Annotated in this window: 19 protein-coding genes; 10 read left to right on the plus strand and 9 right to left on the minus strand. The window is 69.3% G+C overall.

Annotated features, from left to right (window positions below):
• Positions 1-104: 104 nt before the first annotated feature.
• Positions 105-806 carry a M15 family metallopeptidase gene (locus ABD268_RS15520; RefSeq protein WP_344154080.1) on the plus strand — a complete coding sequence of 234 codons (702 nt, stop codon included), beginning with the start codon at positions 105-107 and terminating at the stop codon, positions 804-806.
• Between the two features lie 189 nt (positions 807-995).
• Here the strand turns inward: ABD268_RS15520 and ABD268_RS15525 are convergent, their stop codons facing one another.
• Positions 996-1,478: a hypothetical protein gene (locus ABD268_RS15525; RefSeq protein ID WP_344154082.1), complete on the minus strand. Its 483-nt coding sequence runs from the start codon at positions 1,476-1,478 to the stop codon at positions 996-998.
• A 189-nt stretch (positions 1,479-1,667) separates the two neighbouring features.
• Here ABD268_RS15525 and ABD268_RS15530 point away from each other — a divergent pair, with 189 nt between their 5' ends.
• On the plus strand, positions 1,668-2,783 hold the full coding sequence (locus tag ABD268_RS15530; RefSeq protein ID WP_344154084.1) for a winged helix DNA-binding domain-containing protein: 1,116 nt from the start codon (positions 1,668-1,670) through the stop codon (positions 2,781-2,783).
• A gap of 192 nt (positions 2,784-2,975) precedes the next feature.
• Here the strand turns inward: ABD268_RS15530 and ABD268_RS15535 are convergent, their stop codons facing one another.
• On the minus strand, positions 2,976-3,926 hold the full coding sequence (locus tag ABD268_RS15535) for a TIGR01777 family oxidoreductase (RefSeq protein WP_344154087.1): 951 nt from the start codon (positions 3,924-3,926) through the stop codon (positions 2,976-2,978).
• Positions 3,927-4,343: 417 nt separating this feature from the next.
• On the opposite strand from ABD268_RS15535, the gene ABD268_RS15540 reads away from it, so the two are divergent.
• Complete coding sequence (locus ABD268_RS15540; protein ID WP_344154090.1) at positions 4,344-5,678, plus strand: FAD-binding oxidoreductase; 1,335 nt, start codon at positions 4,344-4,346, stop codon at positions 5,676-5,678.
• A 9-nt stretch (positions 5,679-5,687) separates the two neighbouring features.
• Here the strand turns inward: ABD268_RS15540 and ABD268_RS15545 are convergent, their stop codons facing one another.
• Positions 5,688-5,819 (minus strand): hypothetical protein, encoded by a 132-nt coding sequence (locus ABD268_RS15545; protein ID WP_344154093.1) that lies wholly within the window; start codon positions 5,817-5,819, stop codon positions 5,688-5,690.
• 172 nt (positions 5,820-5,991) lie between these two features.
• Here ABD268_RS15545 and ABD268_RS15550 point away from each other — a divergent pair, with 172 nt between their 5' ends.
• Complete coding sequence (locus tag ABD268_RS15550) at positions 5,992-7,251, plus strand: rod shape-determining protein (RefSeq protein ID WP_344154096.1); 1,260 nt, start codon at positions 5,992-5,994, stop codon at positions 7,249-7,251.
• Between the two features lie 50 nt (positions 7,252-7,301).
• Here ABD268_RS15550 and ABD268_RS15555 read toward each other — a convergent pair whose 3' ends face one another.
• The 3 genes from ABD268_RS15555 to ABD268_RS15565 all read right to left on the minus strand — a co-directional run bounded on the left by ABD268_RS15555 (position 7,302) and on the right by ABD268_RS15565 (position 13,119).
• A complete protein-coding gene (locus tag ABD268_RS15555; RefSeq protein ID WP_344154099.1) occupies positions 7,302-10,163 on the minus strand; it encodes an FtsW/RodA/SpoVE family cell cycle protein in 2,862 nt (953 codons plus the stop codon).
• Between the two features lie 69 nt (positions 10,164-10,232).
• A complete protein-coding gene (locus tag ABD268_RS15560; protein ID WP_344154101.1) occupies positions 10,233-11,345 on the minus strand; it encodes a hypothetical protein in 1,113 nt (370 codons plus the stop codon).
• 319 nt (positions 11,346-11,664) lie between these two features.
• A complete protein-coding gene (locus ABD268_RS15565; protein ID WP_344154103.1) occupies positions 11,665-13,119 on the minus strand; it encodes a D-alanyl-D-alanine carboxypeptidase family protein in 1,455 nt (484 codons plus the stop codon).
• A gap of 40 nt (positions 13,120-13,159) precedes the next feature.
• Between ABD268_RS15565 and ABD268_RS15570 the strand changes: the two genes are divergently transcribed.
• Entirely contained in the window at positions 13,160-13,909 is a 750-nt protein-coding gene (locus tag ABD268_RS15570; protein ID WP_344154106.1) for a hypothetical protein, read from the plus strand.
• A gap of 98 nt (positions 13,910-14,007) precedes the next feature.
• Here the strand turns inward: ABD268_RS15570 and ABD268_RS15575 are convergent, their stop codons facing one another.
• Complete coding sequence (locus tag ABD268_RS15575) at positions 14,008-14,490, minus strand: hypothetical protein (RefSeq protein ID WP_344154109.1); 483 nt, start codon at positions 14,488-14,490, stop codon at positions 14,008-14,010.
• A 188-nt stretch (positions 14,491-14,678) separates the two neighbouring features.
• Between ABD268_RS15575 and ABD268_RS15580 the strand changes: the two genes are divergently transcribed.
• Positions 14,679-15,116, plus strand: coding sequence for an SHOCT domain-containing protein (locus tag ABD268_RS15580; protein WP_344154112.1), 438 nt, complete (start codon positions 14,679-14,681; stop codon positions 15,114-15,116).
• Between the two features lie 233 nt (positions 15,117-15,349).
• Here ABD268_RS15580 and ABD268_RS15585 read toward each other — a convergent pair whose 3' ends face one another.
• Both ABD268_RS15585 and ABD268_RS15590 read right to left on the minus strand, forming a co-directional pair.
• On the minus strand, positions 15,350-16,129 hold the full coding sequence (locus tag ABD268_RS15585) for a hypothetical protein (protein WP_344154115.1): 780 nt from the start codon (positions 16,127-16,129) through the stop codon (positions 15,350-15,352).
• 102 nt (positions 16,130-16,231) lie between these two features.
• Positions 16,232-17,602, minus strand: a complete 1,371-nt coding sequence (locus ABD268_RS15590; RefSeq protein WP_344154117.1) for an SNIPE associated domain-containing protein — start codon at positions 17,600-17,602, stop codon at positions 16,232-16,234.
• Positions 17,603-18,187: 585 nt separating this feature from the next.
• Here ABD268_RS15590 and ABD268_RS15595 point away from each other — a divergent pair.
• The 4 genes from ABD268_RS15595 to ABD268_RS15610 all read left to right on the plus strand — a co-directional run bounded on the left by ABD268_RS15595 (position 18,188) and on the right by ABD268_RS15610 (position 22,064).
• Positions 18,188-18,361, plus strand: a complete 174-nt coding sequence (locus tag ABD268_RS15595; protein WP_344154119.1) for a hypothetical protein — start codon at positions 18,188-18,190, stop codon at positions 18,359-18,361.
• Positions 18,362-18,554: 193 nt separating this feature from the next.
• A complete protein-coding gene (locus tag ABD268_RS15600) occupies positions 18,555-20,627 on the plus strand; it encodes a hypothetical protein (protein WP_344154121.1) in 2,073 nt (690 codons plus the stop codon).
• Positions 20,628-20,797: 170 nt separating this feature from the next.
• Positions 20,798-21,646, plus strand: coding sequence for a helix-turn-helix domain-containing protein (locus tag ABD268_RS15605; RefSeq protein WP_344154124.1), 849 nt, complete (start codon positions 20,798-20,800; stop codon positions 21,644-21,646).
• Between the two features lie 22 nt (positions 21,647-21,668).
• Positions 21,669-22,064 (plus strand): VOC family protein, encoded by a 396-nt coding sequence (locus ABD268_RS15610; protein ID WP_344154127.1) that lies wholly within the window; start codon positions 21,669-21,671, stop codon positions 22,062-22,064.
• Positions 22,065-22,115: the final 51 nt, after the last annotated feature.

Raw genomic sequence — 22,115 nt, forward strand, 5'->3', positions numbered from 1 at the left:
GCGACGACGTGAACGCTCGACAACTGGGTGACGCGGGACGGTGGCAGGGCTAGGGTTTTGTCGCACCACCTGTTCGTTGAAGAGTTGCCACAGGGGAGAAAGCAATGAAGATCTCGGGTTTCCTGTCCTTCGTGACGCTGGCGGTGGCGCTGGCGGTGCCGCTCACCGCATCTCCTGCGACGTCGAGTGGGGCGACCGCGACGCCCGCTCCCTCGGCGTTCCAGGCGACGATTCGGACCGTCGATGAGGAGACCCGGGCGCGGATGATCGGGGTGTCGTGGCAGCCCGGTTGCCCGGTGCCGATCGACGATCTGCGGATCATCGAAATGAACTTCATCGGGTTCGACGGCACCGTCCACTCCGGGGGCCAACTGATGGTGCACCGGTTGGTCGCTTCCCAGGTGGTGGAGGCGTTTCGGGTGCTGTTCGAGAACGACTTCCCGATCCGGCGCATGGAGCTGATCGAGAACTACGACGGATCCGACGACGCCTCCATGGCAGCGGACAACACCTCGGCATTCAACTGCCGGCCCATTACCGGCACGACGGACCGATTCTCGATCCACTCCTACGGCCAGGCCATCGACATCAACACCGTCGAGAATCCGTATGTCCGGGGCAGCACCGTCCTGCCGCCGGCGGGGGTCGACTACTTGGACCGCACCGATGTACGTCCAGGGATGATCACCAAGAACGACGTGGTGGAGAAGGCCTTCCGGGAGCAGAAATTCTTCTGGGGCGGTGACTTCAACTCGCTGAAGGACTACCAGCACTTCGAGACCAAGAAGCTGGTGCTGCCCGACTGACCTGGGCGACCGGAAGAAGTCGGCCTGCAGGCGCTGCCTGCACCGTTGCCGGAGGTCGGTACAGGTTGGTACCAGTAGTGCCCAACCGCCCGACATACATGGCGCCATGTCGCGGCGGTATGACGCAGGTTGCGAAGCGCCCCTTCAGCGGCGTGCCTGGGCATCACAGCTAGCCCCGCCCGGACGAGGTCAGTAGCTCAGCTTGCCCTTCGCCACGATGTGGGAGAAGAACGGGTCCGGCGGGGTGTTCTCGGGGTCACAGCTGAAACCCTGGAAGAGCGCCCGGTAGGTGCCACCACCGGACACGTCGGCGTACGCCTTGGTGCCCCGAATCGCCTGCCAGGTGCCTCGCTCGCGGTGGGTGAACAGGCACGTGGTCGGGTCGAAGGACTCGTGCACGCTGCCCTTCGCTGTCCGGTGCCGGATAACCACGTTGCCTTTCGGGAACTTGAACCGGTCGCGGTTCCCCTTGAGCGTCACGTCGGTGCCCTTGGCGTGGATCACGCCGTTCGCCGCGATCGGGCCGCCCTCCACATCCGGGTCGGTGGTGATCAGCACGAACCGCTGGTGTCCGGATCGCTCGGCGGTGTTGGACGCGTCGGAGGACGGCGCGCTGAGCAGTGCGCCGGCCAGCACGACGACGGTGGTGAGGATGTACGTACGTGCCTTCATGGATCTTGCCCTCCAATGGGAAACTGCAGATCCCTCATGCTGTCACCGGCCGGACCCGGGGGAATCCCGCAACTTCGGTGTCTTTTCGAGGTGGGGACCGCCGGACGTCCCGCTACCGAGGTCACGGGTTCCGCATCTGATGGCCATCGGCGTCGGCGATGGGGTATGCGAGGGTGCGAGGCTGCTGTCATGATCCATCCGACCAACGCCTCGGTCACATGGGGCCAAGCACTGGCCTGGCGGTTGGAGCGACACCTGCTCGACCCGATCGGGTCCGAGTCGGTGGCAGAGGTGGTACGCCGGTGCGGTGCGGTGCTGGCGATGGACGAGTCCCTCGCCGAGCTCGCCTTGGGGACTCGTCGCAGGACGTCGCAGCCAGGCAAGCTGGCGGACGCGCTCGCGGACGGAACGCTGATCAAGGCGTTCGCGTTCCGAGGATCGATGCACTACCTCTCGCCCGAGGACGGCGGCATCTACCTCGCGCTCCGATCGGCCGGGCGTCAGTGGGAGTTGCCGAGCTGGGTCGAGTACTACCGACTCAACCCGTCGGACTGGCCCGATTTCCGGGCGGCCGTGCGTGAGGCGCTGAACGACGGGCCGTTGACCATCCCCGAGCTCGGCGAGGCCATGACAAGGCACCGGGCGTACCGGCACTTGAAGTCTGTATTCGACGAGGGCGCGGGCACCTTGGTGAAGCCGCTGACCTGGCAAGGAGACATGAGCTTCGGGCCACCCCGCGACGGGCAACACACTTTCCAGCGACTCGACACAAACCCCAGATGGACGGGCATCCCCGACCTCGATGAGGCGGGCCCGCGCGCCATCACCGGGTACTTTCGGACCTACGGACCGGCGACGTTCGAGCACATCCACTACTGGCTCGGCAACGGCCTCAGCGCAGGCCGCAAACGACTCAACGGCTGGCTGTCAGGGCTCCGCGACCGACTGGTCGCGGTCAATGTAGAGGGCACCACGGCGTACGTCGTCAGCGACGATATTGACTCACTCGAGGGTGCGCAGCCCTCAAGCGCAGTGCGGTTCCTGCCCGGGCGTGACCAGTGGGTCATGGGGTCGGGCACCAAGGACGCCCACGTGACCCCGCCTTCTCTGCGAGACCCCGTCGCTCGGAAGTCCAATCTCGTGATCGTCGGTGGCGTCGTCTGCGGGACGTGGACTCGCAAGGATGATGAGCTCACCGTCGTTTGGCTCGACGAACGTCCGCGCCCCGATGCCGCCATCGAGCAGGAGACCGCGCGACTGGCCGGCATCCTCGGCCGTGACCTCCACTTGAGCCAAACTCTTTAGCCGTCAGGCCGTCATCGCCCCTCGACACCTGAGGGCACTGAGCAGCGTCTTCCCACGGTTCGTCGACCTACGACCGCCAAGATCACATGCCCACACGGGGCCGACGCAGGCCCGATGAGGGGACGCGGTGGGACAACCTGCCCGGCAGGCGGCGGAAAGACGCAACTTGTGACGGCACCTGAGGTCTCGCGGTCACACCTCGGGCGGGTGCCTGGAGTTCTTCCGCTTGGCGGCCGAGCGGCGGGCCCTGAGGTCAGCAAGCGCTTCGTCGAGGTCGGGGTGCCGGAACTCGAAGCCGGCTTCGAGCAGCTTGGCTGGGACAGCGCGACGTCCGGTGAGTGCCAGCGCGGGGTCCGTCCGCAGGAACACCCCGCCCGTGCGTACGAGCGCTGCGGGCGTCGGCGGCGCAACCGGGCGGCCCAGGCTCCTGCGCAGGGCGGCCATCAACGCGGCGTTCGGCACGGGACGTGGCCCGGTGGCGTGCACGATCCCAGTCAGAGCGTGGTCACTGGGGCGCAGCGCCACTCGGACGATCGCAAGCCAGTCCTCGATGTGGATCCAACTGACCCATTGCGTGCCGGGACCGACGCGACCGCCCAATCCCCAACGTGCAAGCGCCCGCAGCCGGTCGAGCGCTGGGGTGTCATTGTCCAAGACGATGCCGGTTCGCAGCGTGACCAGACGTTCGGTGTTCGCGCCGCTCACGGCCGCTTCCCAGGCCTTCGCGACATCGGCCATCTGTGGCGGACCATCAGCAGCTGGTGCCGATTCATCGAGCACCTGGTCGCCGGCATCGCCGTAGATCGCGAGGGTGCTGGCCTGTACCCAGACGCGCACGCGCTCGACCAGACCTGAGCTTGCCTCGACCAGGGCACGGGTGGGTTCCACCCGCGACCTGGTCAACAGGTCCACGTTCGCTGCGGTGGGCCTGCGGTCGACGAGTTCGCCGGCGAGGTTGACGACCGCGCTGCCTGCTAGCTCGACGGACCACGGCCCGACGGTGCGGCCATCCCACTCCACCTGCCGGAAGGCCCCGGGGCGTGCACGGCGGGTCAGAATCACTACCTGGTGCCCATGGGCTTCAAGGTCTTCGCAGAGCCGGCGCCCCAACGCACCCGAGCCTCCAGCGACGACAACCTTCACGTCGGTGAAGGTACGCCACTGACGGCGCAGTCAACGGAGGCACGAGGGTCCGTCTGAGGGCCGAGGTGTCGCGCTTCGAGCTGGCGCCGATTTGTCACGGCTACCGATCTGATCAGCGTCAAGCTGCGCTCGCCGCGGCGCAGCGGGACGGTGTCTCCGGCTGACTTCGCCCGACGGCTCGACGCGCCCGGCTTTTCTGTTGGTTCGGGCGTGCCGCTCTGTTCGAGCCAGCGAGCGATCACGTTGCGGGCGAGCTGGCGGCTCTGGGTGAACGGGCGGCCGGCGGAGTCCCACGCCTCTGAGTCCGCTGGACCACGTCTCCCGCCACACCCGACCGGGCATGACCCGTGGGAACCATTGCCTGCCCGCCGGGGCGGGCGCAGGGTTGAGAGGGGGCGCCCGAGGAGGGAGAGGGAGATGCAGTGGATCGGCCCCGGGGACGCCAGCTACGACGAGCAGCGTGCCCTGTTCAACTCAATGATCGACAAGCGACCGCGGCTCATCGGTAGCTGTGAGACCACCGCCGACGTCAAGTCGGCCCTGGACCGCGCGCGCCGGGAGGGGCTCGAGGTCGCCATCCGCTCGGGCGGCCACTCCGTTGCCGGGCAGTCCACCAACGACAACGGCCTCGTCATCGACCTGCGCGCCATGAAGGGCGTGGAGATCGATCCGCAACGGCGGCGGGCCCGCGTGGCCGGTGGTTGCACGTGGGCGGAGTTCGACGCCGCCGCCCAGCGGCACGGGCTCGCCACGACGGGCGGCCGGGTCTCCACCACCGGCGTCGCCGGGCTGACCCTTGGCGGCGGGTCGGGCTGGCTGGAGCGCAAGCACGGCCTCGCGTGCGACAACCTCGTGGCCGTCGAGATGGTGACCGCCGACGGGCGAGAGCTCCGCGCCGACGACTCCCAGCACCAGGACCTGCTGTGGGCCAGCAAGGGCGGCGGCGGCAACTTCGGCGTCGTCACCGCGCTCGAGTTCGCTCTGCACCCCGTCGGGCCCACGATCCTCGGCGGGCTGATGGCCTGGCCGGGGGACGCCGCGGCCCAGATCTCCCGCGCCTACCGCGACTGGGCCGACGTGGCCCCCGACGAGCTCGGCTCCGGCCTGGTGCTGCTGTCAGGCCCCCCGGAGGAGTTCATCCCGCCGCACCTGCAGAACCAGCCGATGGTCGCCATCGCCGTGATGTGGTCGGGGGACATCGCCGAGGGAACGGACTTCCTCCAGCCGCTGCGGTTCTTCGAGCCTGACCTCGACGTCGTCGGGCCGATGCCCTACGCCGAGCTCCAGTCGATGATCGACGACCCCCCGGGCCTGCGGCAGTACTGGAGCGCGGACTACCACGACACCTTCCCCGACGAGGCCCTCGAGCTCTACCTCGAGGCCGGCGCGAACCGCGCCTCGCCGATCACCCAGCACCTGCTCCTGCCCTGGGGCGGCGTGCTCAGCGACATCGACGAGGACAGCACCCCGCTGGCCCAGCGCCACGCCCGCTGGGTGACTCACCCGTTCGCCACCTGGGAGGACGCCGCCGACGACGCGGCCAACATCGCGTGGGTGAAGGACTACCGCGCCGCCAACGCGCCATACACCACAGGTGGGGTGTACCTGAACTTCATCGGCGACGAGGGCAGCGAGCGGATCAGCGCTGCGTTCGGGGCCAAGCTCGACCGGCTGGCCGCGATCAAGGCGGAGTACGACCCGGGGAACATCTTCGCCGGCAACCAGAACATCCAGCCGCGGGTGAGTGCCTGAGCATCCGGGTCAGCGTGGCTGGCGGGCGGGCTGGCGGCTCTGGGCGACCAGGCGACCGGCGGCGTCCCACACGTCGCAGTCCTGCTCGAACATGCCGCCGGCCATGTTGCGGGTGGCGTGCGGATCGAGGATTCGATTCATGGGCGATCACACCGTGGAAGTCCCCTTGTGCAGCGAGGACGGCCTGACCCGGCGGAAAGACGCAGGTTACGGGCGCCGGAGACGTGGCGGAACGCCCCAACTGCCCAGGGGTCCAAGGGGTCCAAGATCCTGGAGCGGCTGCGCGGCGTGCGTCCATCGGCCCTACGAGACGGTGCAGTTCCAGACCAGCGTGCCGTCCGGGTTCTTGTACGTCCAAGCTGCCGACGGGCGCTGCAACCCGGAGTTCGTCATCTCGGGCCGGGAGGTGTTCACCCACGGGGTGGGGCCCGACACGCAGCTGGACCGGTTCGTGCCCGGCCCCGGCACACGGCGTCAAAGGCCTAACGACCCGATGAATGTGGCGGGGCATCGGCGTACCTTGGCTGCTCTCGGATGTCTATCCAGGGGGCCACGCATGACAGGTTTCGGCATCGACCTCGGCACCGCCAACACAGTGGTGTGCCACCCGCGCCGCGGCGTGGTGCTCGAGGAACCCTCGGTGATGATCGTGAGAACCTCCGAGCTCCGGTCTCGGCGCGTCCGGCCGGTACTGGCGGGCAACGAGGCTCGCGTCCTGATGGGGCGCTCCCCGGTCGGGCTGACCGCCGTGCGCCCGCTCCACGACGGCGTCATCGTCGACCTCGAGGCGGCCCGCGCGTTCGTGGCCGTCATGCTGGGCAGGGTCGCCGCGCCCGGCTGGCAACGGGTCCGCCCGCGGGCGGTTATCGGGGTGCCGGCCGGCGCGACCGCGCTTGAGCGACGGGCCCTCCTCGAGGTGGCCAAGGAGGCCGGCATCCGCAAGGCAGAGCTGGTGCCAGAGCCGATCGCGGGGGCCGTCGGCTGCGGCCTCGACCCCCTGGAAGCGCGAGCCCACATGGTCCTCGACATCGGCGGCGGTACGTCGGAGATCACCGCGTTCTGCTTCGGCGGCCTGCTCTCGCACCGCTCCTCGCGCATCGCCGGCGATGAGCTGACTCTTGCGCTGTATCGCTATCTCCGCTCCGAGCACCAGCTGCTGGTGGGAGAGCAGACTGCCGAGGCCCTCAAGTGCGCCATCGACGCCGACGAGGGGTTGTCCACGGTGGTGCAGGGTGTCGATCTCGCCACCGGGCGGGCCCGGCTGCTCACCGTGGAGTCAGAGGAGGTGCTCGACGCGCTGCGGCCGACCGCCAACGCGATCCTGGCCGCCCTCGCCGGGGCGCTCGACGACCTGCCGCCCCAAGCGGCCGACGACATCCTCACCGACGGCGTCACGGTGTTCGGCGGGTCGAGCCTGCTGCGCGGCTTCGGCAAGATCGTGGAGGCCGCGTTCGCCTTCCCGGTGCGGATGGCGGACCGGCCGTTGAGTTGTGTGGCTGAGGGCGCCGCGCGCTGCCTGAAGGACCCTGACGTGGTCCGCGCCTACGAGGACGCCTTCCTCGACGCTGGCTGACCCACCGCTGCGGGCGCCGCCGCCGCCCGCAGCGTGGTGCCGCCCGCCGATCAGCGGTGCGTGGTCAACGATCCGGTCCTGAGGATCTCTCGCTCGTGGGCGAAGAAGTACTGCATCACCGGCAGCACCACGGCCCCCGAGGTGCTGACGCCGTGACCGCCACCCCGTACGAACGACGTCGCGACCATCCGCGGGTGGGAGAGCGGGGCGGCTGCGGTGAACCACGAGTCCGGAGCACCGTTGGGCGCCGACGGGTCCTCGGCGGACCCGGTCTTGGCCGCGGCCTTCACCGGCAGCGCGTTCAGGATGCTGGCAGTCCCGGACGTCGCGGCCAACGCCATGCCGGCGCGCACCGGCCCGAGCTTGTCGGCGTACGGCAGCCGTCGTGGGCGCGGCCACCGCAGCGCGGTGTACGTGTGCGCGGGGCCGCCGTAGGCCAGGCCCAGGTGCGGCCTGGCCACCGCGCCAGTGGCCACTCCGCCGGTCCAGAGTGCATCCTGCAGCGGGGTCACGGTGAGGTAGCCCTGGCCGATCCCGAGGATCACCGTCGAGCCGGGGTACCACGTGCCGCCGCTGGCACGGACCGATCTCGGGGTCCCGAGGTAGCCGCCGGACTCGCCGGGCAGGTCGATGCCGGTGGGCCGGCCTACGCCCAGGCTCCGCGCGGTGCGGATGATCGGGGTCGGGCCGAGGGCCCAGGCCAGCTGGTAGAAGTACACGTCGTTGGACCACGAGATCGCCTGCGGCAGGTTCTGCGCGGGCAGCGTCATCCAGTTGCCGAAGGTGTGGTCGCCCAGCGTCCAGGAGCCGCCGCCGGGCAACAGTCGGTACGGCGAGATCAGTCCCCGCCGCATGTTCGCAGCGGCCACCACGAGCTTGAACGTCGATCCCGGTGGCGCGGCCGCCTGCGTCACGTGCTCGAGCATCGGGCTGGCCGGGCGCCGCGCCAGGCGGGTGAGGGCGGGGCTGTGGACCGGTGGACCGAAAACCCGGTTGTCGTAGGTGGGCAGGCTGGCCATCGCCAGCACCTGGCCGTTGCGGGGGTCGAGGACGACCGAGCCGCCGAGGTCGCCGCGGGGTTGGCCGGGCACGCCCAGGAGAACCGCGGCGAGCGCGTCCGTGAGCTTGCGCTGGAGTCCCAGGTCGAGGGTGAGCCGCACGGTGCTGCCGCGCCGCGGCGGGGTGTAGGGCCCCAGCGTCACCGGGGTCCCTGCGGGGGTGACGTAGACGCACTGGCGGCCGTCCGTGCCGCGCAGCAGCGGGTCGTAGAACTGCTCGAGCCCGGCGCGGCCCACGAGGGCGCCCAGGGGCAGGTCGGGCCAGCGCTTCATCTCGACGGCCGTGGCCACTCCCGTCCAGCCGAGGATCGGCGCGAGCGAGGCTGCCTGAGGGTAGCGGCGGTGGGTGTCGGGGACGACGTACACGCCGGTCAGGTGTGCCTGACGGACCCGCCGACCGGCCGCCGGCGGCAGCTGGGCGACGGTCAGGCCCAGGCTCTTCTGGTGCCGGCGCAGCTGCCGGCGCAGTTCGGCGACGGGTCTCGCGGTGAGCGCCGCCAGCGTGCGCACCTGGTGCGGTGGCACCAGCGCGGGCACGGCCGTCACCCGGGCGCGCCGGACGTCCACGGCGAGCGGGTGCCCGTGCCGGTCCGTGATGTCCCCGCGGGCTGCCGGCACCCGCGTGCACCGCTCCATCTGGCTGAGCGCGGTCGCGCGCAGCCCCGGCCCCTGGGCGCTCTGCAGCTGCCAGATGGAGACGAGCATGGCGAGCAGCGCACCGGTGACCAGGAGCGCGCTGGTGCGCAGCAGCCGCGGTCGGAGGCCGTCCAGCCGGTGGTGCATCCACAGGCGGTGGGTCTCCCCGTCGGCGCGCAGCGCGAGCACGAGCCCCACCGTCGCGATGTGCACGGTGGCCGCGGTGCCGCCGTAGCTCAGCATGGGGAACGGCACTCCCGCAGTGGGGACCAGACCGAGGTTGCCGGCGACGGAGACCGCCACCTCGACGCTCACCAGCGCGGCGAAGCCGGCAGCAGCCAGGGACGCCGGACGGTTCCGGGTGTGTCGGCTGGCAGCGACGAGGCGCCACACGAGCACGGCGACGGCGAGCACCGCGACGGAACCGGCGAGCACGCCGCGCTGCTCGACCAGGCTGGCGAAGGCCAGGTCGGTCTCCCGGTTGGGAAGGTAGAGCGCGACCAGCCGGTGCAGCGGGTCTCCCGCGCCACCGGTCAGGCCGCCCCAGGCGAGGGCTATGTGCATCTGCTGGATCGCCCAGCCGGGGCCGTTGGCGTCGGTCGAGCCGCTGAGGAAGGCGTCCAGCCGCTCCTGCTGGTAGGGGTGCAGCAGCGCCTCGCCGAACGGCAGCACGACCGCGACGACGCCGAGGAAGGCCGCCAGGACCACCAGCGGAATCCGGCCCAGCACGAGCATCGCGATGGTCAATGCGCACAGTACCGCCGAGGTCGAGAGGTCCGGCTCGGTCACCACCAGGGCGATGGGCAGCGCGGCGACGGCGGTGGCCACCGCGAGCCGCCGCGGCCAGGAATGGTTGCTGCCCAGCACCTGCGCGAGCGCCAGGACCAGACCGATCTTGGCGAGCTCGGACGGCTGCACCGTGAAGGACCCGAACGTGAGCCACCGGCGGGCCCCGTTGACGGTGAGGCCGCCCACGTCGACCGCGACGAGCAGCAGCAGGCTGGCCACGTAGGAGGTCCAGCTCAACCAGCGCAGCCCGGCGGTGCGCCAGCGCAGCAGCACGATGAGGAGCGCGACGCCGGCCGCGTCGAGGTACAACTGGTGTTGCATCACCGAGCGGTCACCGAGCGCGGCCAGGTTGGCCAGCCCCAGGCCGGCCAGGACGAGCACGGCGCCGATCGCCAGGGGATCCAGCCGGGCGGCCGCGGGTAGCTGCACCGGCCTGCCAGGACTCGTGCCTGACCGGTGCGCGCCCAGCAGTCCCCGTTCGATGCTGAGCATGGCGGGCTAGCAGTGCAGTCCGGAGCCGGTGACGGGGACCGGTCGGGACTGGGCCCGGGCCGGTGCGGTCGTGAGCGCGACGAGCGCCAGGGAACGGCCCGTGGGCGCCCGCGCCACCGAGGTCGCGTACACGCTGGTCCAACCGGGCCGGGCCGTCACCGTGGTCGGGGGCGACCACGACAGGCCGCGCTTGCACAGGCGTACCGCGCCGATCTTCCAGCTGACCGTCCGGCTGGTCGCGGACGGTCGGAGGTGCACGGTGACCTTGACGGGGCAGAGGGCGCCGGGCCTGCAGGCGCCCGTCCTGTGCAGGACGACGCCTGTGACCGCGCCGGTGTGCCGGGCCGCGAGGACGGGGACCGCCCTGCGCTCTTGCGCGTGTGGGTGCCCCGAGGGCTGCTTCGAGGGGTGTTCGGCGTGGTTCCTGGCCGCTACGGCCGTCCCGCCGCCGAGGCCGAGCGCGGCCATGACATCGCCGCCGGGGCCGCGCAACATCGCGTACCCGGCGCCGGCGGCGAGCACCGCCACCATGATCAGCACGCCAAGCGCCCTCCGGCGGCGGGAGACCCGCGCCCGACCCCGCCGCGAGTGACGGCTCGAGGCTGGTCGCGCCGGCGCCCCCCGTCGGGCCGAGGGCAGCGGCGAGCCGGATGCCGCCGGTGCGCCACCCGGAACGGGCCCGGCAGCGCTGGCCGGGCCCACCTGGCGGTGTACGTCGGGCACCGCGGGGCGGGCGGCACCGGCAAGGTGGGCGCACGCCTCGACCAGTTGCCCGAGCTGCCCGGTGAGCCGCTCACCCGCGCCGGGGCCCAAGGTGTCAGCCACAGCGGTCTGGAGCATGTGCGCGCGAACGTCCGCCCCCAGCGATGAGGCCGCGGCAGCGTCCTCGAGCCGGTGCAGCAGCGCGAGCTGCTCGGGCTTGGGATGCGTCGGGAGCCGGCGGGCGTTGCGCAGCACCTGCCCGAGTAGCTCGTCCGCGGTGGTGCCCGGGTGACCGCCCGGCCGCCCCACGTCGAGCGTCCCGCACGTGGTCAGTGTCACGGGGCCGAGACCGGCGCCCGCGGTCGGCGGGTCGTCGGCCTCCAGGCGGTGGGTGCCATGGAGCAGCTGAACGGCCACGAGGCACGCCTGCCCCGGCGTCAGGGCAGCGATGGACAACAGCCGCTCGAGCGGCACCGGGCTGACAGGTATCGGCTCCGGGAAAGAGCCCGCGGGGGGCTCTTCTGCGTTGGTGTGTCGACTCGAGACGGGAGTCGTCGTCCTCGATCCCGCGGCTTCGTGAGACATGCGATCCCCCGCTTCTGCGACCCCGGCGTCTGCGGTCCCCCGTGTGGCTGCTGAACCGCATGATCAGGTTCAAGACTTGGGTGTCGACCGGGTCCGGATCAAGGGTCCTTGGGCCCGACGGGGGCACCGCTAGTTGTCCGCCCGGAGCGGGCTACCTGACACCGAGTGTTGGGTCCGGAGAGGCATGGCCACCTCGCGCGTTCCGGGGGAGGTGGGGCAGCTGCCCGACCCGGCGGAGCCGATCGTAGTTGTGGGCGGCCCAGACGGTGAGGGCTCGGGTGCCGGAGGTGGAGTAGCCACTCGGTGAGCCGAGGGTGGCGACCCCGATCCGGTGCATGCGGCCGGCCGGGGTGTACATCGGGGTTTCCACCACGAGCGTGTTGAGCGCGGGTGTGGTGTAGCCGGACTTGCCCTCTGCGGTCGGATAGATGTTGATGTAGTCGGTGGCGCGGTACACCACGTGGCTGGGGCCGTGCAGCGGCCCGACGGGCCCCGACGCCTTGTGCAGGAACGGCGCGACGACCCGATTCGCCTGGGCGGCGCGCAGAAGGACCAACAGGTCGCGAGCCGAGGAATGCGCGCCGGCGGCGGTCAGACCGGACGGGGTGACCGCGTGGGTGTCGGTCGCCCCGAGCCGGCGGGCGGTGGCGTTCATCGCGCGGATGAACGCGGCGTGTCCGTGTGGGTCGGAGCCGGCGAGCGCCTCCGCGGCGTCATTGCCCGACGGCAGCAGCAGGCCGGTGAGCGACGCAGCGCGCGAGTACCGTCGCCCCACGCGCAGACCGGCGCAGGTGCAGAACTGCGGGTGCGCCTCGGCGCGGGTGATCCGGTGCTGCGGCATTGCGGGGACACGGTCGGCGGCGGTGACCGCGGTGAGGAGCTTGATCGTGGACGCCTGCGGCAGCCAGCGGCGGTGGTGGTGCACGGCCAGCAGAACGCCGGTATCCATGTCGGCGATCGCCCAGGCGCGCATCCGAACCTTCGGCGGCGCGGTCACTCTGCCGGCGGCGCGGAACTTCGACCGGTGCACCACGCGTACCCCAGGCGACCCGGCGGGCTGTGGTGGGGTGGTCGGCGTCGGGTCTCCGACCGCCGCAGGAACCGCCGTGGGGTCCGTGGCCGGGGCCGGGGCCGTTGCCGGGACCGTGGCGGCGGGCGCCCCGCGGGAGGGCCTCCTTGTGCCGGCCGCGACGGTGGTGGCGACCAGGCCGGTGGCGGCGACCAGGCCGAACGCGATGGTGGCCGCGCCCGCGACCCGGCCAAGCCGCCGGGCCCGGCTGGCGGACTCCGATGGGGTGACGAGTGCGGTGGGCCGCTGGCGCCGGTCAGGGGTGTGTGCACGGGCCCTCCGAAGTGGATCCGCCGTCCGGCGTGCCGCTCGGTTCGCCTGTCTCATCGCTGTCCCCGCGGTTGGTCGCCCGCATCCGGACAGGTGTCCGCGAGCGACGCCGGTGCCATCTTGCGGTGATTGTGCCTCCGGCCCGGCCGGTGGACAGGAGGCGATGGTCACATCGTTGACAGCTGGGTCAGGCAGGGCCGCTCCGCCAGGATCCGTGCGCAGATCGGTGCGGTTCGGATGCGTCCGGCTGGCGGCGGAAAGACGCATATCTGAGTAGGCCTCTTCACTCGCCGCTAGCGTTCGACGGATGAGCCGGAAGATCTACGACATCATCGAGGCAGTCCTTGCCTTGCCGCGTGCTGAGCGGGCCGTGGTGATGGAGCGGCTGAAGGAGAGCCTCGAACAGCCTGACGTGCCTGGCGGAATCATCGTGGAGCCACAAGACCTCGTGGAGCTCGGCGCCAGGTACGTCTTCCCGAAGAACCGCCGTTACCAGCGGGAGACCGTGACCCTGACGTCGAAGGCCGGGCCCACGCTGTCGACGAAGTGGGGAGCACTCGCCATCGCCGACCCCTGGTTCCCAGAGGCCGCGCCCGCAACCCCCGCGATCGGTATGGGTGTGAAGGACTACCCGACGGCGGTCACCGTGATCACGCGCACCCGCGCCGAGACCGGCACCGGCGAGGTGTTGCCGGTGGCCGCCACGGTCGGCGCGGTCGCGGATGTGGCCGCGTGGCAGCCGCTCGCCGACGATGGCCAGTTTCAGCTCGACTCCGACTCCTCGCTCGGAGCGTTCTATGAGATCACCGACGCGGCCGCCCTCCAGCCGCTCTTCGAGGACGACCTGTACATGCAGAGCATCTTCAATCGGGCGCTTGAAGAGTCGATCGTTTCGATTGAGGCCGATGGACGGACGTTGGCGGCGGCGTTCTTGTGTGGCAAGGAACTGCACCCGGCGTGGGAGGGGTTCGACGCGAATGGTGTCGCGGTCGCTGTGCTTCTCGACTTCGGCCTGCTCTCACACGCGCAGGGCCGCGAGGACGAAATGACTCGCTGACTCGTGGCGCGAGAGCCTGGTCCGTAGACCGCGGGTCGGCGCCGTGTCGCGGCGGATTGACGCGCCCTGAAGTGCGGTTTGAGGACGCCCTATGGGCGCTACTTGACCGAGCCCAGCAGCGACTCCTCCCGCGCTCTGTCCATTAGGGCCGAAAGATCTTCTCGCACTTGGTCTGCAGACTTTCCGAGCGCGTGCTTGTCCTCAAGCGCTTTCAGTTTCGTCACGGCGTCGACCAGCCCTGCCGCCCCCGCAACGACTGCCTTCTCCCGCCATAACAGTTGGACCCGGTACATAGCGCTCCACGCACGCGCTCGGAGTTCACGAAGTTCGGCAGCCACAGCGGTTTGGTCCGCGTCGACGCCTTGAGCCCTGGCTTCGTGCCAATTGTGGAGCTGAGCCCTCCGATAGGACATGAGCGTGTCCGCGAACTCGGCGAGCGCCTCCCTGCGAAGATCGCTGATGCGCCGATGCTCCTCCGCCAGACTTCGGCGGTCAGCGGCTCGAGTCTGTAGCCACTGGGTTGCGACTGACGCAGACAATGTTCCGAGGATGCCAATGACGGCGATCCAGAGCGAGATCATGCGCAAGCGTTGCATGTTGGGCCAGCCCAGGCTCAAGCGGCGCCCCCGAATGACGCGCAGCGACGTGCGCGCACCTAGCAACTACTTCCGACCGCCGCGTAGGGCGAACTCCTCCGTTTCGATTCGCCTGCGGACATCGGCCCTGCGGACTCCCTCATGCCGCTGAAGACCGAGCCGAAAGGACTCGCGTGAAGATTCTCGTGCGCCGCATTGGCCTGACAATGCTGATCGGTGGCTTGCTCCTCGCCGTCGGCACCTTTATCGGCTCGTACTTCGCGGAGCAGCGGTACTGGGATGCCCAGGGCGACTGGTTTGTGGCGGACATGAAGGGCGAGAGCTCCGTCGGGGCAGCCTATGACTCCAACCAGGCGGGGTCTGCACGAAGGCTGTGGGCCGTAGCGTTCTACTCCAGCTTGGGCGTCCCCCTGTTGAGTGTCCCGACCCTCCTGACGGCCAGAAAGCTGCCGGCCATCCCCACGGTGCGGGTGGAAGCAGCGTCGACCTCACCCGCGAGCCCGGGCGCTGTGCGGGCCTGGCTGAACAACCTCGAGGCGTTGAGGGCGGCGGGAGCGATCTCCGAGGCGGAGTTCACCGAACAGCGACGGCAAATTATCGCCCAGGTCTAACGGCCGCTCGCGACGATGTCGGCGAACTCTCAAAAGCCCAATCTCGGGTCTCGGCGCGCGTCAATCTCGCGACCACACGGCTGCTCATGTGGCGAGCGCTTGCCGCCGGCCTGGCGCCATTGCGTGCGACCGCCTTGCGGCGGAATGACGCACTCACCAGATGAGCGATGGTTCCAGCCCGCTCCACATCGTGGATCGGTGGAGACGGGCGTCGTTGGAGATGTGAGTGTGCTTCAGCGGCTCACAGCCTTCGTCGGGTCCCATGTCGCAGCGCGGTAGCCTTCAAGGCGCTCGACGATCTCCGCCGCTGCCGCTCTGGTGACCGGCTGGTCCTCGAGCTTCGAGAGCCAGGCAATCAGGCGTCTTCCAGCGATGAACTCGATGCCGTTCACTGTTGCGCCGTCAGGAACGCCATGTTGTGCGGCGCCCCAAAGCACGACGATGGACGTAACCGGAAGGGAGTCGACCCGCGCCCGATGGGCTCCCTTGTCCCGCTTCCACAGGGTTCGAGTCAGTGCCTCTGCCCGCAGCTTGGCTTTGCTGGCGGCTCGTGCCATGTCGGCGGTGTCGCTCGCTCGATTCCGCCACTTCGAGTCGATTGCAACGAGGCCGCCGTTGCGGGTGACGACGAGATGGTCCAGGTCCCCAGCCAGAAGATTGATGCTGTCAATCCAACCCCAGATGAGTTGTTTGCGCTTGGCGCGCTGCAGCTCGCTACGGGTGTTGTCCTCGCCCCAAGCTCCCCGGAGGTGCCAGATGGCCTCCCCGTCGTGGGCGAGAAAGGCCGCATGCAACAGGTGCAGGTAGATGCCCACCATGGATGCCTGAACGATCCCGAGCAGCCACCACGTGAATGCAGTCGTCGGAAGCCAGAACGCGATGACCCAAGTCACGAATGAGACGATCCCGACCATGCCGCACGTGACGATGACGAGCAGCGTTGTGTTTCGCTTTGCCCACACGACGAATCGGCGCTGGAACTCGCGCCGTGAATACGGTTGGAACTTGGTCATCAACAACTCCTGGCTGGTGGCCGCGCGGCTGTGCCACCAGTGCGCGTAGCAATTGGATGCGTGAGAGAGGCCGAGACCAGCGCCTATGGCCGCCGGGAGGGACTAAGTCGTGGCCGCAGCTGCACTCGTGCTCTGTCGGAACTCCAATGCCTCCGGCAGTTCCTCGAACTGCAGCAGATCACCAGCCAGCTCCAAGAGAAGGGCCCGAGCCTCGGCCGGGGTGGCGTAGAAGAACTCTCGACGGAGGTTGACTCGGTTCACGCGTCGATCGGCTAGGCGGGCGTGCATGGCGCTTTCGATGCCGACAGCATCGTCGGCGAAGAACAGAGCGTGGACGTCGAAGTTGAAGGGGACGGACGCGTCGCTCAGCTCCTTGACTCGTTCCATCGGCTCCAGGCGACGGGTCATGCCGACCTTGATCATGCGCTCGCCGAAAGCGCCGACGTTCGAGATGACATAGACGTATCCTGCGCGGATGTTGGCCGCGCGGTAGTCCACATCCGCGATGGCCCGGTCGACATCGCGCAGCTGGTCGCGAAGGCGACCCGCGCCCTCCACATCGCCGTTGTCCTCCAGCGCCTTGAGCGCGTTGAGGTAGTGCTGGCGCTCTTTGACCAAGCGCTCCTTCTCTCGCTCGATCTCTTGCTGGGCTTTGCGCTCCTCGCGGAGGCGCTGCTTCTCCTCGCGCTCGAGCTCCTTCTCCGCTGCGACCTTGGCGAGGTAGTCCGCCGTCAACTCAAGCTCCTGGACCCGCAGCAGGTGATAGGGCCAGGCGACTTGAATGTCCATGGACTTGCCGAGTCGCTCGATGGTGGTGCGAACCTTGTCGAGCCGCTCCACTGCTGACTCGAGCTTGTACGGCTTGAGGCCTCGAACCATGTTGTCGGCTTCAGCGTTGTACGCGCGCAACATCAACTTGGAGATGTCCGCCACCATCTTGCGGCCCTGAGCGGCCGAGTTGTTGACGGTCCAGTTCGTAGTGGCGGAGATAGCGCCCCCGTCCTTGCGCGCCATCGCTTTGATCTGGTCCTGCACTCGCGTCAGCTTGGTCCTGTACTCGGCGGCATCGGTGAGCGGGTGCCGGTAGTCATAGATGCCGACCTCTTGGAGGATCGCGGCGTCCTGCGTCACCACGACCTGAGAGCGGAGCGCAGCCAATTCGTCTTCCAAGGCGGTCTTCTGCGCGGAGTGCGCCGCCTCGCGTTGTGCCTTCTCAGCCTGGAATGCCCGCTCGCTCTCGGTCGTCTCTCGACGGAGCGCGTCCCGCTTCTCCTCCAGCTCGACCAGTTCGTAGGCCCCGAGTCGGCGGAGGTCAGCCTGCAGCTTCGCCAGTTCGGCACGCAGAGAAAGCACCTCGGCGTCAAGCTCCTTGACCCGATTCCTTGCACCGAACATCGGAACTTTGCTGGGCCGCTCCACCGTCGGCGGTGAGCCCGGCGACTCGGCGGCATTGTCATCGTCGACCCAGAGCACCCAGCCCTCGGGAAGCGGGCCCCAATCTAGGGAAGGAGTCCAGCCAGGTGGTGGAGTCCAACCATCCGGCGGGTCAGGCCAATTGGGTGGGGGATTGAAACGAGGACTCATTGGTTCTCCCGAGCTGAACAAGTGGGTGCCAGCGCCATCCTGAAGGAGGTCGACACGCGTTGCAGGCGAACCGCCAAATGCAGAGCAGCTTGGACCAGGCGGCACTTTCTGCAGTGGGGCCTCTGGAGCCGGAGGCTGCATGGTGTCTAGCCCGACGCTCCACGGCTGCACGCTCGAACCGTCGTGCAGCAGGTCGTGCTAAGCCCAGCCTCAACGTGCCGGCGACTGCCAAAGGCGGCGGAAAGACGCGTGCGATGGGGTCAGCCGCCTTTGAGGTTTACCCAAGCCGTGTTCGATCTTTCGACCACGGGACAGTCGTGCCATCTGTAGCACCTTGCCGTCCGCAGATGCGAGTGACATTGGAGGGCGATGAGTTCAGGATGGAACAGTACTGATCAGGGACTCGGGGCTGGGCAGTGTTAGTACACCCGGCATGCGCCTCGGGACACGAAAAGCGCCGAGGAGTTGGCAGGGATGATCGATCTGACTCGCGTTCGTAACGTGCTGGAAGAAGCAACCGATCTGCTCGATGCCCTAGATGGCATCGAACTTGACGAGACGCAGGCCGTGGCCACCCAGACAAAGAGCCACGCGCACCGAGAAGGCTCAGCGCTCACAGAACTTGCAGATGTTGGCAACGCGTTTTGAACTCGCCGCTTCACTCACCCGTGTCGAGTACTGGTACGCCCGGTGCGGCAGCGATCCGCTCGACCTGGATCGGCAAGGGTGAAGCATGGGTGTCGATGCACCATTCAGTTCGGCTTCATGCGGCATGACGCAATAGCCGTACAGACCCAAAAAACGGGATGGCGGGCGCCTCGAACCGGCCATAGCATCGGCCATGGCAATCGTTGAGGTGCAGGTTGAGGAGTCGGCCTTTCTCGCCCTCCTGCGGACAGAGTTCAATCGACAGCGAATTCCGGGTCCCACGTTCGTGCTGCCGGGCCTGGAGGGCAACATCCTTCAGCGCGTCCGGTGTGACCGTCTGCAATTGCAGGACGCTGGTCTGGCCGGCCATATCGGTATCGCCAGCACGGTCGTTGTCGAATACAACACCAACCTTGACGAGGTGCGCGCGGCCGGCAGTCTGCAGCGCCCCGAGACCCACGAGCTGGCACTACATCCGCCCCTGACAGTGGGTGTAGTCATCCCGCCGAAGGACGACCCCCAGGGGTCGCCTTCCGTGCGTGCCACCGCCGTGGGCGTGTGGTCCCACGACGTGCCGATGGCCGTGCCGGAGAGCTTCACGGTCGCGGCCGGTGCCATGGCCGCCGGGGACGGCGTCGTCGCAGTGCGGCTCGGCACACAGGCAGCCGACCCGGTTCAGGCACCCGTAGTCGGGCGGGTCGGCGGTGGTGAATGGTGCCAACTGGTCAGCGGGGCCGTGTTCGCCGAGGTCCTGGAGTCCGTGCTTGGCCAGACCGTGAGCGGCATCCTGTCCGAACAGCTCGATCTGGAACGCCCGGCGCGTGGTCAGTGGGTGGGATCCTCGCAGCCGTACGCCTTCGCCAGTGCCGCGGTGCGAGCGATCACCCCGGTGGTCGATGCAGTTATCGACTTGCAGCTCATCCTGACGCCGAAGGTCGTCGGTCGTGAGCTGCAGTTGACGGTCCAGCTGACATGGAGCGCGCGGACCGGCTTGGAGTACCTGCTCGACTTCATCGCGCCGATCTTCGGTCGGCTCGTTCTTGCCGACGTGATCAACGCGCAGGTCCTCGACCGTCTGCCCGGGACGTTGAGCAAGGACGGGTTCGAGGAGATCGCCCGCGATGATGAATCGGTCAACCTACGGGGGAGCCAGTCTTTGGAGCCCCCCGTCGAGGAGTTCGTGCTCGAGCGCGCGGACGTGACCATCGAAGGCGTGGTCTGCGCCGGTCATGTCAATCTAGGGACGCCGCGACGGGGCCTGGAGGCCTGGATGTCTCAAGGTTCCTACTCCCTCGACACCAACTGCGGTGCTCGGCGTGTGGACGTCGCCTGGAGTCCTGCCAGGCTCTGGTTGCGCGACCTCGGAGTTGCCGGCAAGACGGGCCCCACGGTGTTCTACGGGTCCGTCGTCTTCGACCCGCCTGACGCCTGGGACGTCCAGCCCATGCCGCATCCGACATGGTTCGAGACCGCCCTGGTTTTTTCCGATCCGCCCGGCGGGAAAGGTGCCGCTGGCACGCCGACTTCGGTCTATGTAGCCACTGACTGCGGCACGCTCTGGGTCGACCTCGGCTTGGTGCCACAACGTCCTGCCGAGCCGGGTGTCGACGACGTTGCACAGATGCTCAGCTCCTGCCTCGCGATCAGTGATCGATGGGGGATGGGGCCGCTCAACTTGGACTGGCTGATCGATCCGCCCCGCGTGCTGAGTCCCGATGACCTTGTTCGCGACTGGAACATCCGGTTCAGAGACATCCCGGCAGACGCGCGGGTCGATGTGGTCGCTGTGGACAGCGAGAGCGGTGCCGAACGGGTCGTCTCAAGAGTTACCGCACACCAGGACGTCATCGCCCACATACTGACCCGCCGGAACGAGGTTGTCGAACTGCGCGCCATCACAGGATTCGACGCTCCGGTGCCGATGGTGGAGCAGCGGTGGCTTGAGCCTGTCAGGACCATCTCCACCCAGGTCGTCCCACGCATCATCGACTCCGTCGACGGCGTTCTCGGCGTGCTGGACGAGCAGGGTCGGACGATGATCATCGACCTGGTGACCGAGACGGCCGCGACCGAGTCGCAGTTCGCGGCCCGGCGGTTCGGTGCAGAACGACTGGCTCGTCTCCGCGGCACGCTCGGGCGCCAGACTGGCCGTGTGTCACTGGCGAACGCTGGCGCCGTCGCCGACCTGTCGCCCGACACTGCCGCTCTCGCCGTGGGAAGGGACGTCGTGCTCGCCAAGGTGCACGGCTACGCGCGCCTCTACTGAGCGCGTCGCCGACCCCAGACGCTCGCCGTCTCATCCCCGGCGCACGGGCGACCCCACGTCAAAGTGGGCGGTGTGACGCACGCTCATCGGCCAGACGCGTGCGCGATCGCCTGACTAGGGAGACACCCAGTGAGTGCCCCCACGTGCCCGGTCGCGCTTACCGTGGAGGCGTGAGCGGACGCGCGACGACGCAGCCACCCCGACTCTGGCGGCTGGCGGAAGCGCTGCGGCCGTACGTCGCCGCCCTGCACGTGTACGACGTCGACCTGGGCGCCCCGGGCGTCCACCGGGGCCTGCCGTCGACCACGCTCACGCTCGTGCTGCCGGTGGGGGAGCCGCTGGACGTGGGGTGGGCGGGGGACCGGACCACCCGCGGCGCGCGCTGGTCCACGGTCTCGGGGCTGCACTCCGGGCCCGCCGAGATCCACCACGGCGGGCACCAGCGTGGCCTCCAGTTGGCGCTGACCCCGGCCGGCGCCCGCGCGCTGCTCGGCGTACCGGCTCCGGAGCTGTCCCGCGAGCTGCTCGAGCTGGACGAGGTCGCTCCCGGGCTCGCCGACCTCCCCGACTGGCTGGCGGCCACCACGTCGCCCACCGCCGGGCTCCGGGTGGTGGAGGGCGCGCTTCTCGCCGCCCTCGCCCGGCACGGTGAGGCGGCACCGCGCCGCGAGGTGGAGTGGGCGCTCGCGCGCCTGACTCGCGGAGCGCGCGTGCAGGACGTCGCCGCCGAGGTGGGCTACAGCCGCCGCCGTCTGGGCACGCTCGTCCGCGAGGAGTGCGGGTTGGCGCCGAAGGAGTACCAGCGCATCGCCCGCTTCGAGCGCAGCCGGGACGTGCTGGCGCGCCACGCCGCGCGGGGACGGGCCGACCTCGCCGGCGTGGCGAGCGACGCCGGGTACGCCGACCAGTCGCACCTGACCCGCGAGTGGACCGCGATGGCCGGCTGCACGCCGACGACCTGGCTCCGCGAGGAGTTCCCGTTCCTTCAAGACGGCGGGGGAGTCGGCGGGCGAGGCTGAGGGCCCGACGAGAGGAGCTTCCATGACCGACGCGAGCACCGTCCACCTCTGGCACAGCCTGGCCTTCCGGGACGCCGACGCGATGATCGGCTGGCTGAAGGCGATCAGCTTCACCGAGCACGCGATCTACCGCGACGACACCGATCCCGGGGTCGTGGTCCACGCCGAGATGCTCTGGCCGCCCGGCGGCGGGATCATGTTCGGCAGCCACCGCGACGGCAACGACCTGACCAAGCAGCCCGGCACGGGAGCGGCGTACCTCGTCACCGACGACCCGGACGGCGCCCACGACGCCGCCCTGGCCGCGGGTGGGCGCTCGCTGCGCGCTCCGGTGGACCAGGACTACGGCGGGCGGGGTGCCTCGGTGGCCGATCCCGAGGGGAACGTCTGGTCCTTCGGGGACTACCAGCCCACCTGACGGTCGGTGGTCGGCCGCCCGGGCGCGGTCTCGTTAGCCTTGGGGCTCCTG

This window comes from Nocardioides koreensis, from assembly GCF_039531775.1.
In the GTDB taxonomy this organism is placed as follows: domain Bacteria; phylum Actinomycetota; class Actinomycetes; order Propionibacteriales; family Nocardioidaceae; genus Nocardioides; species Nocardioides koreensis.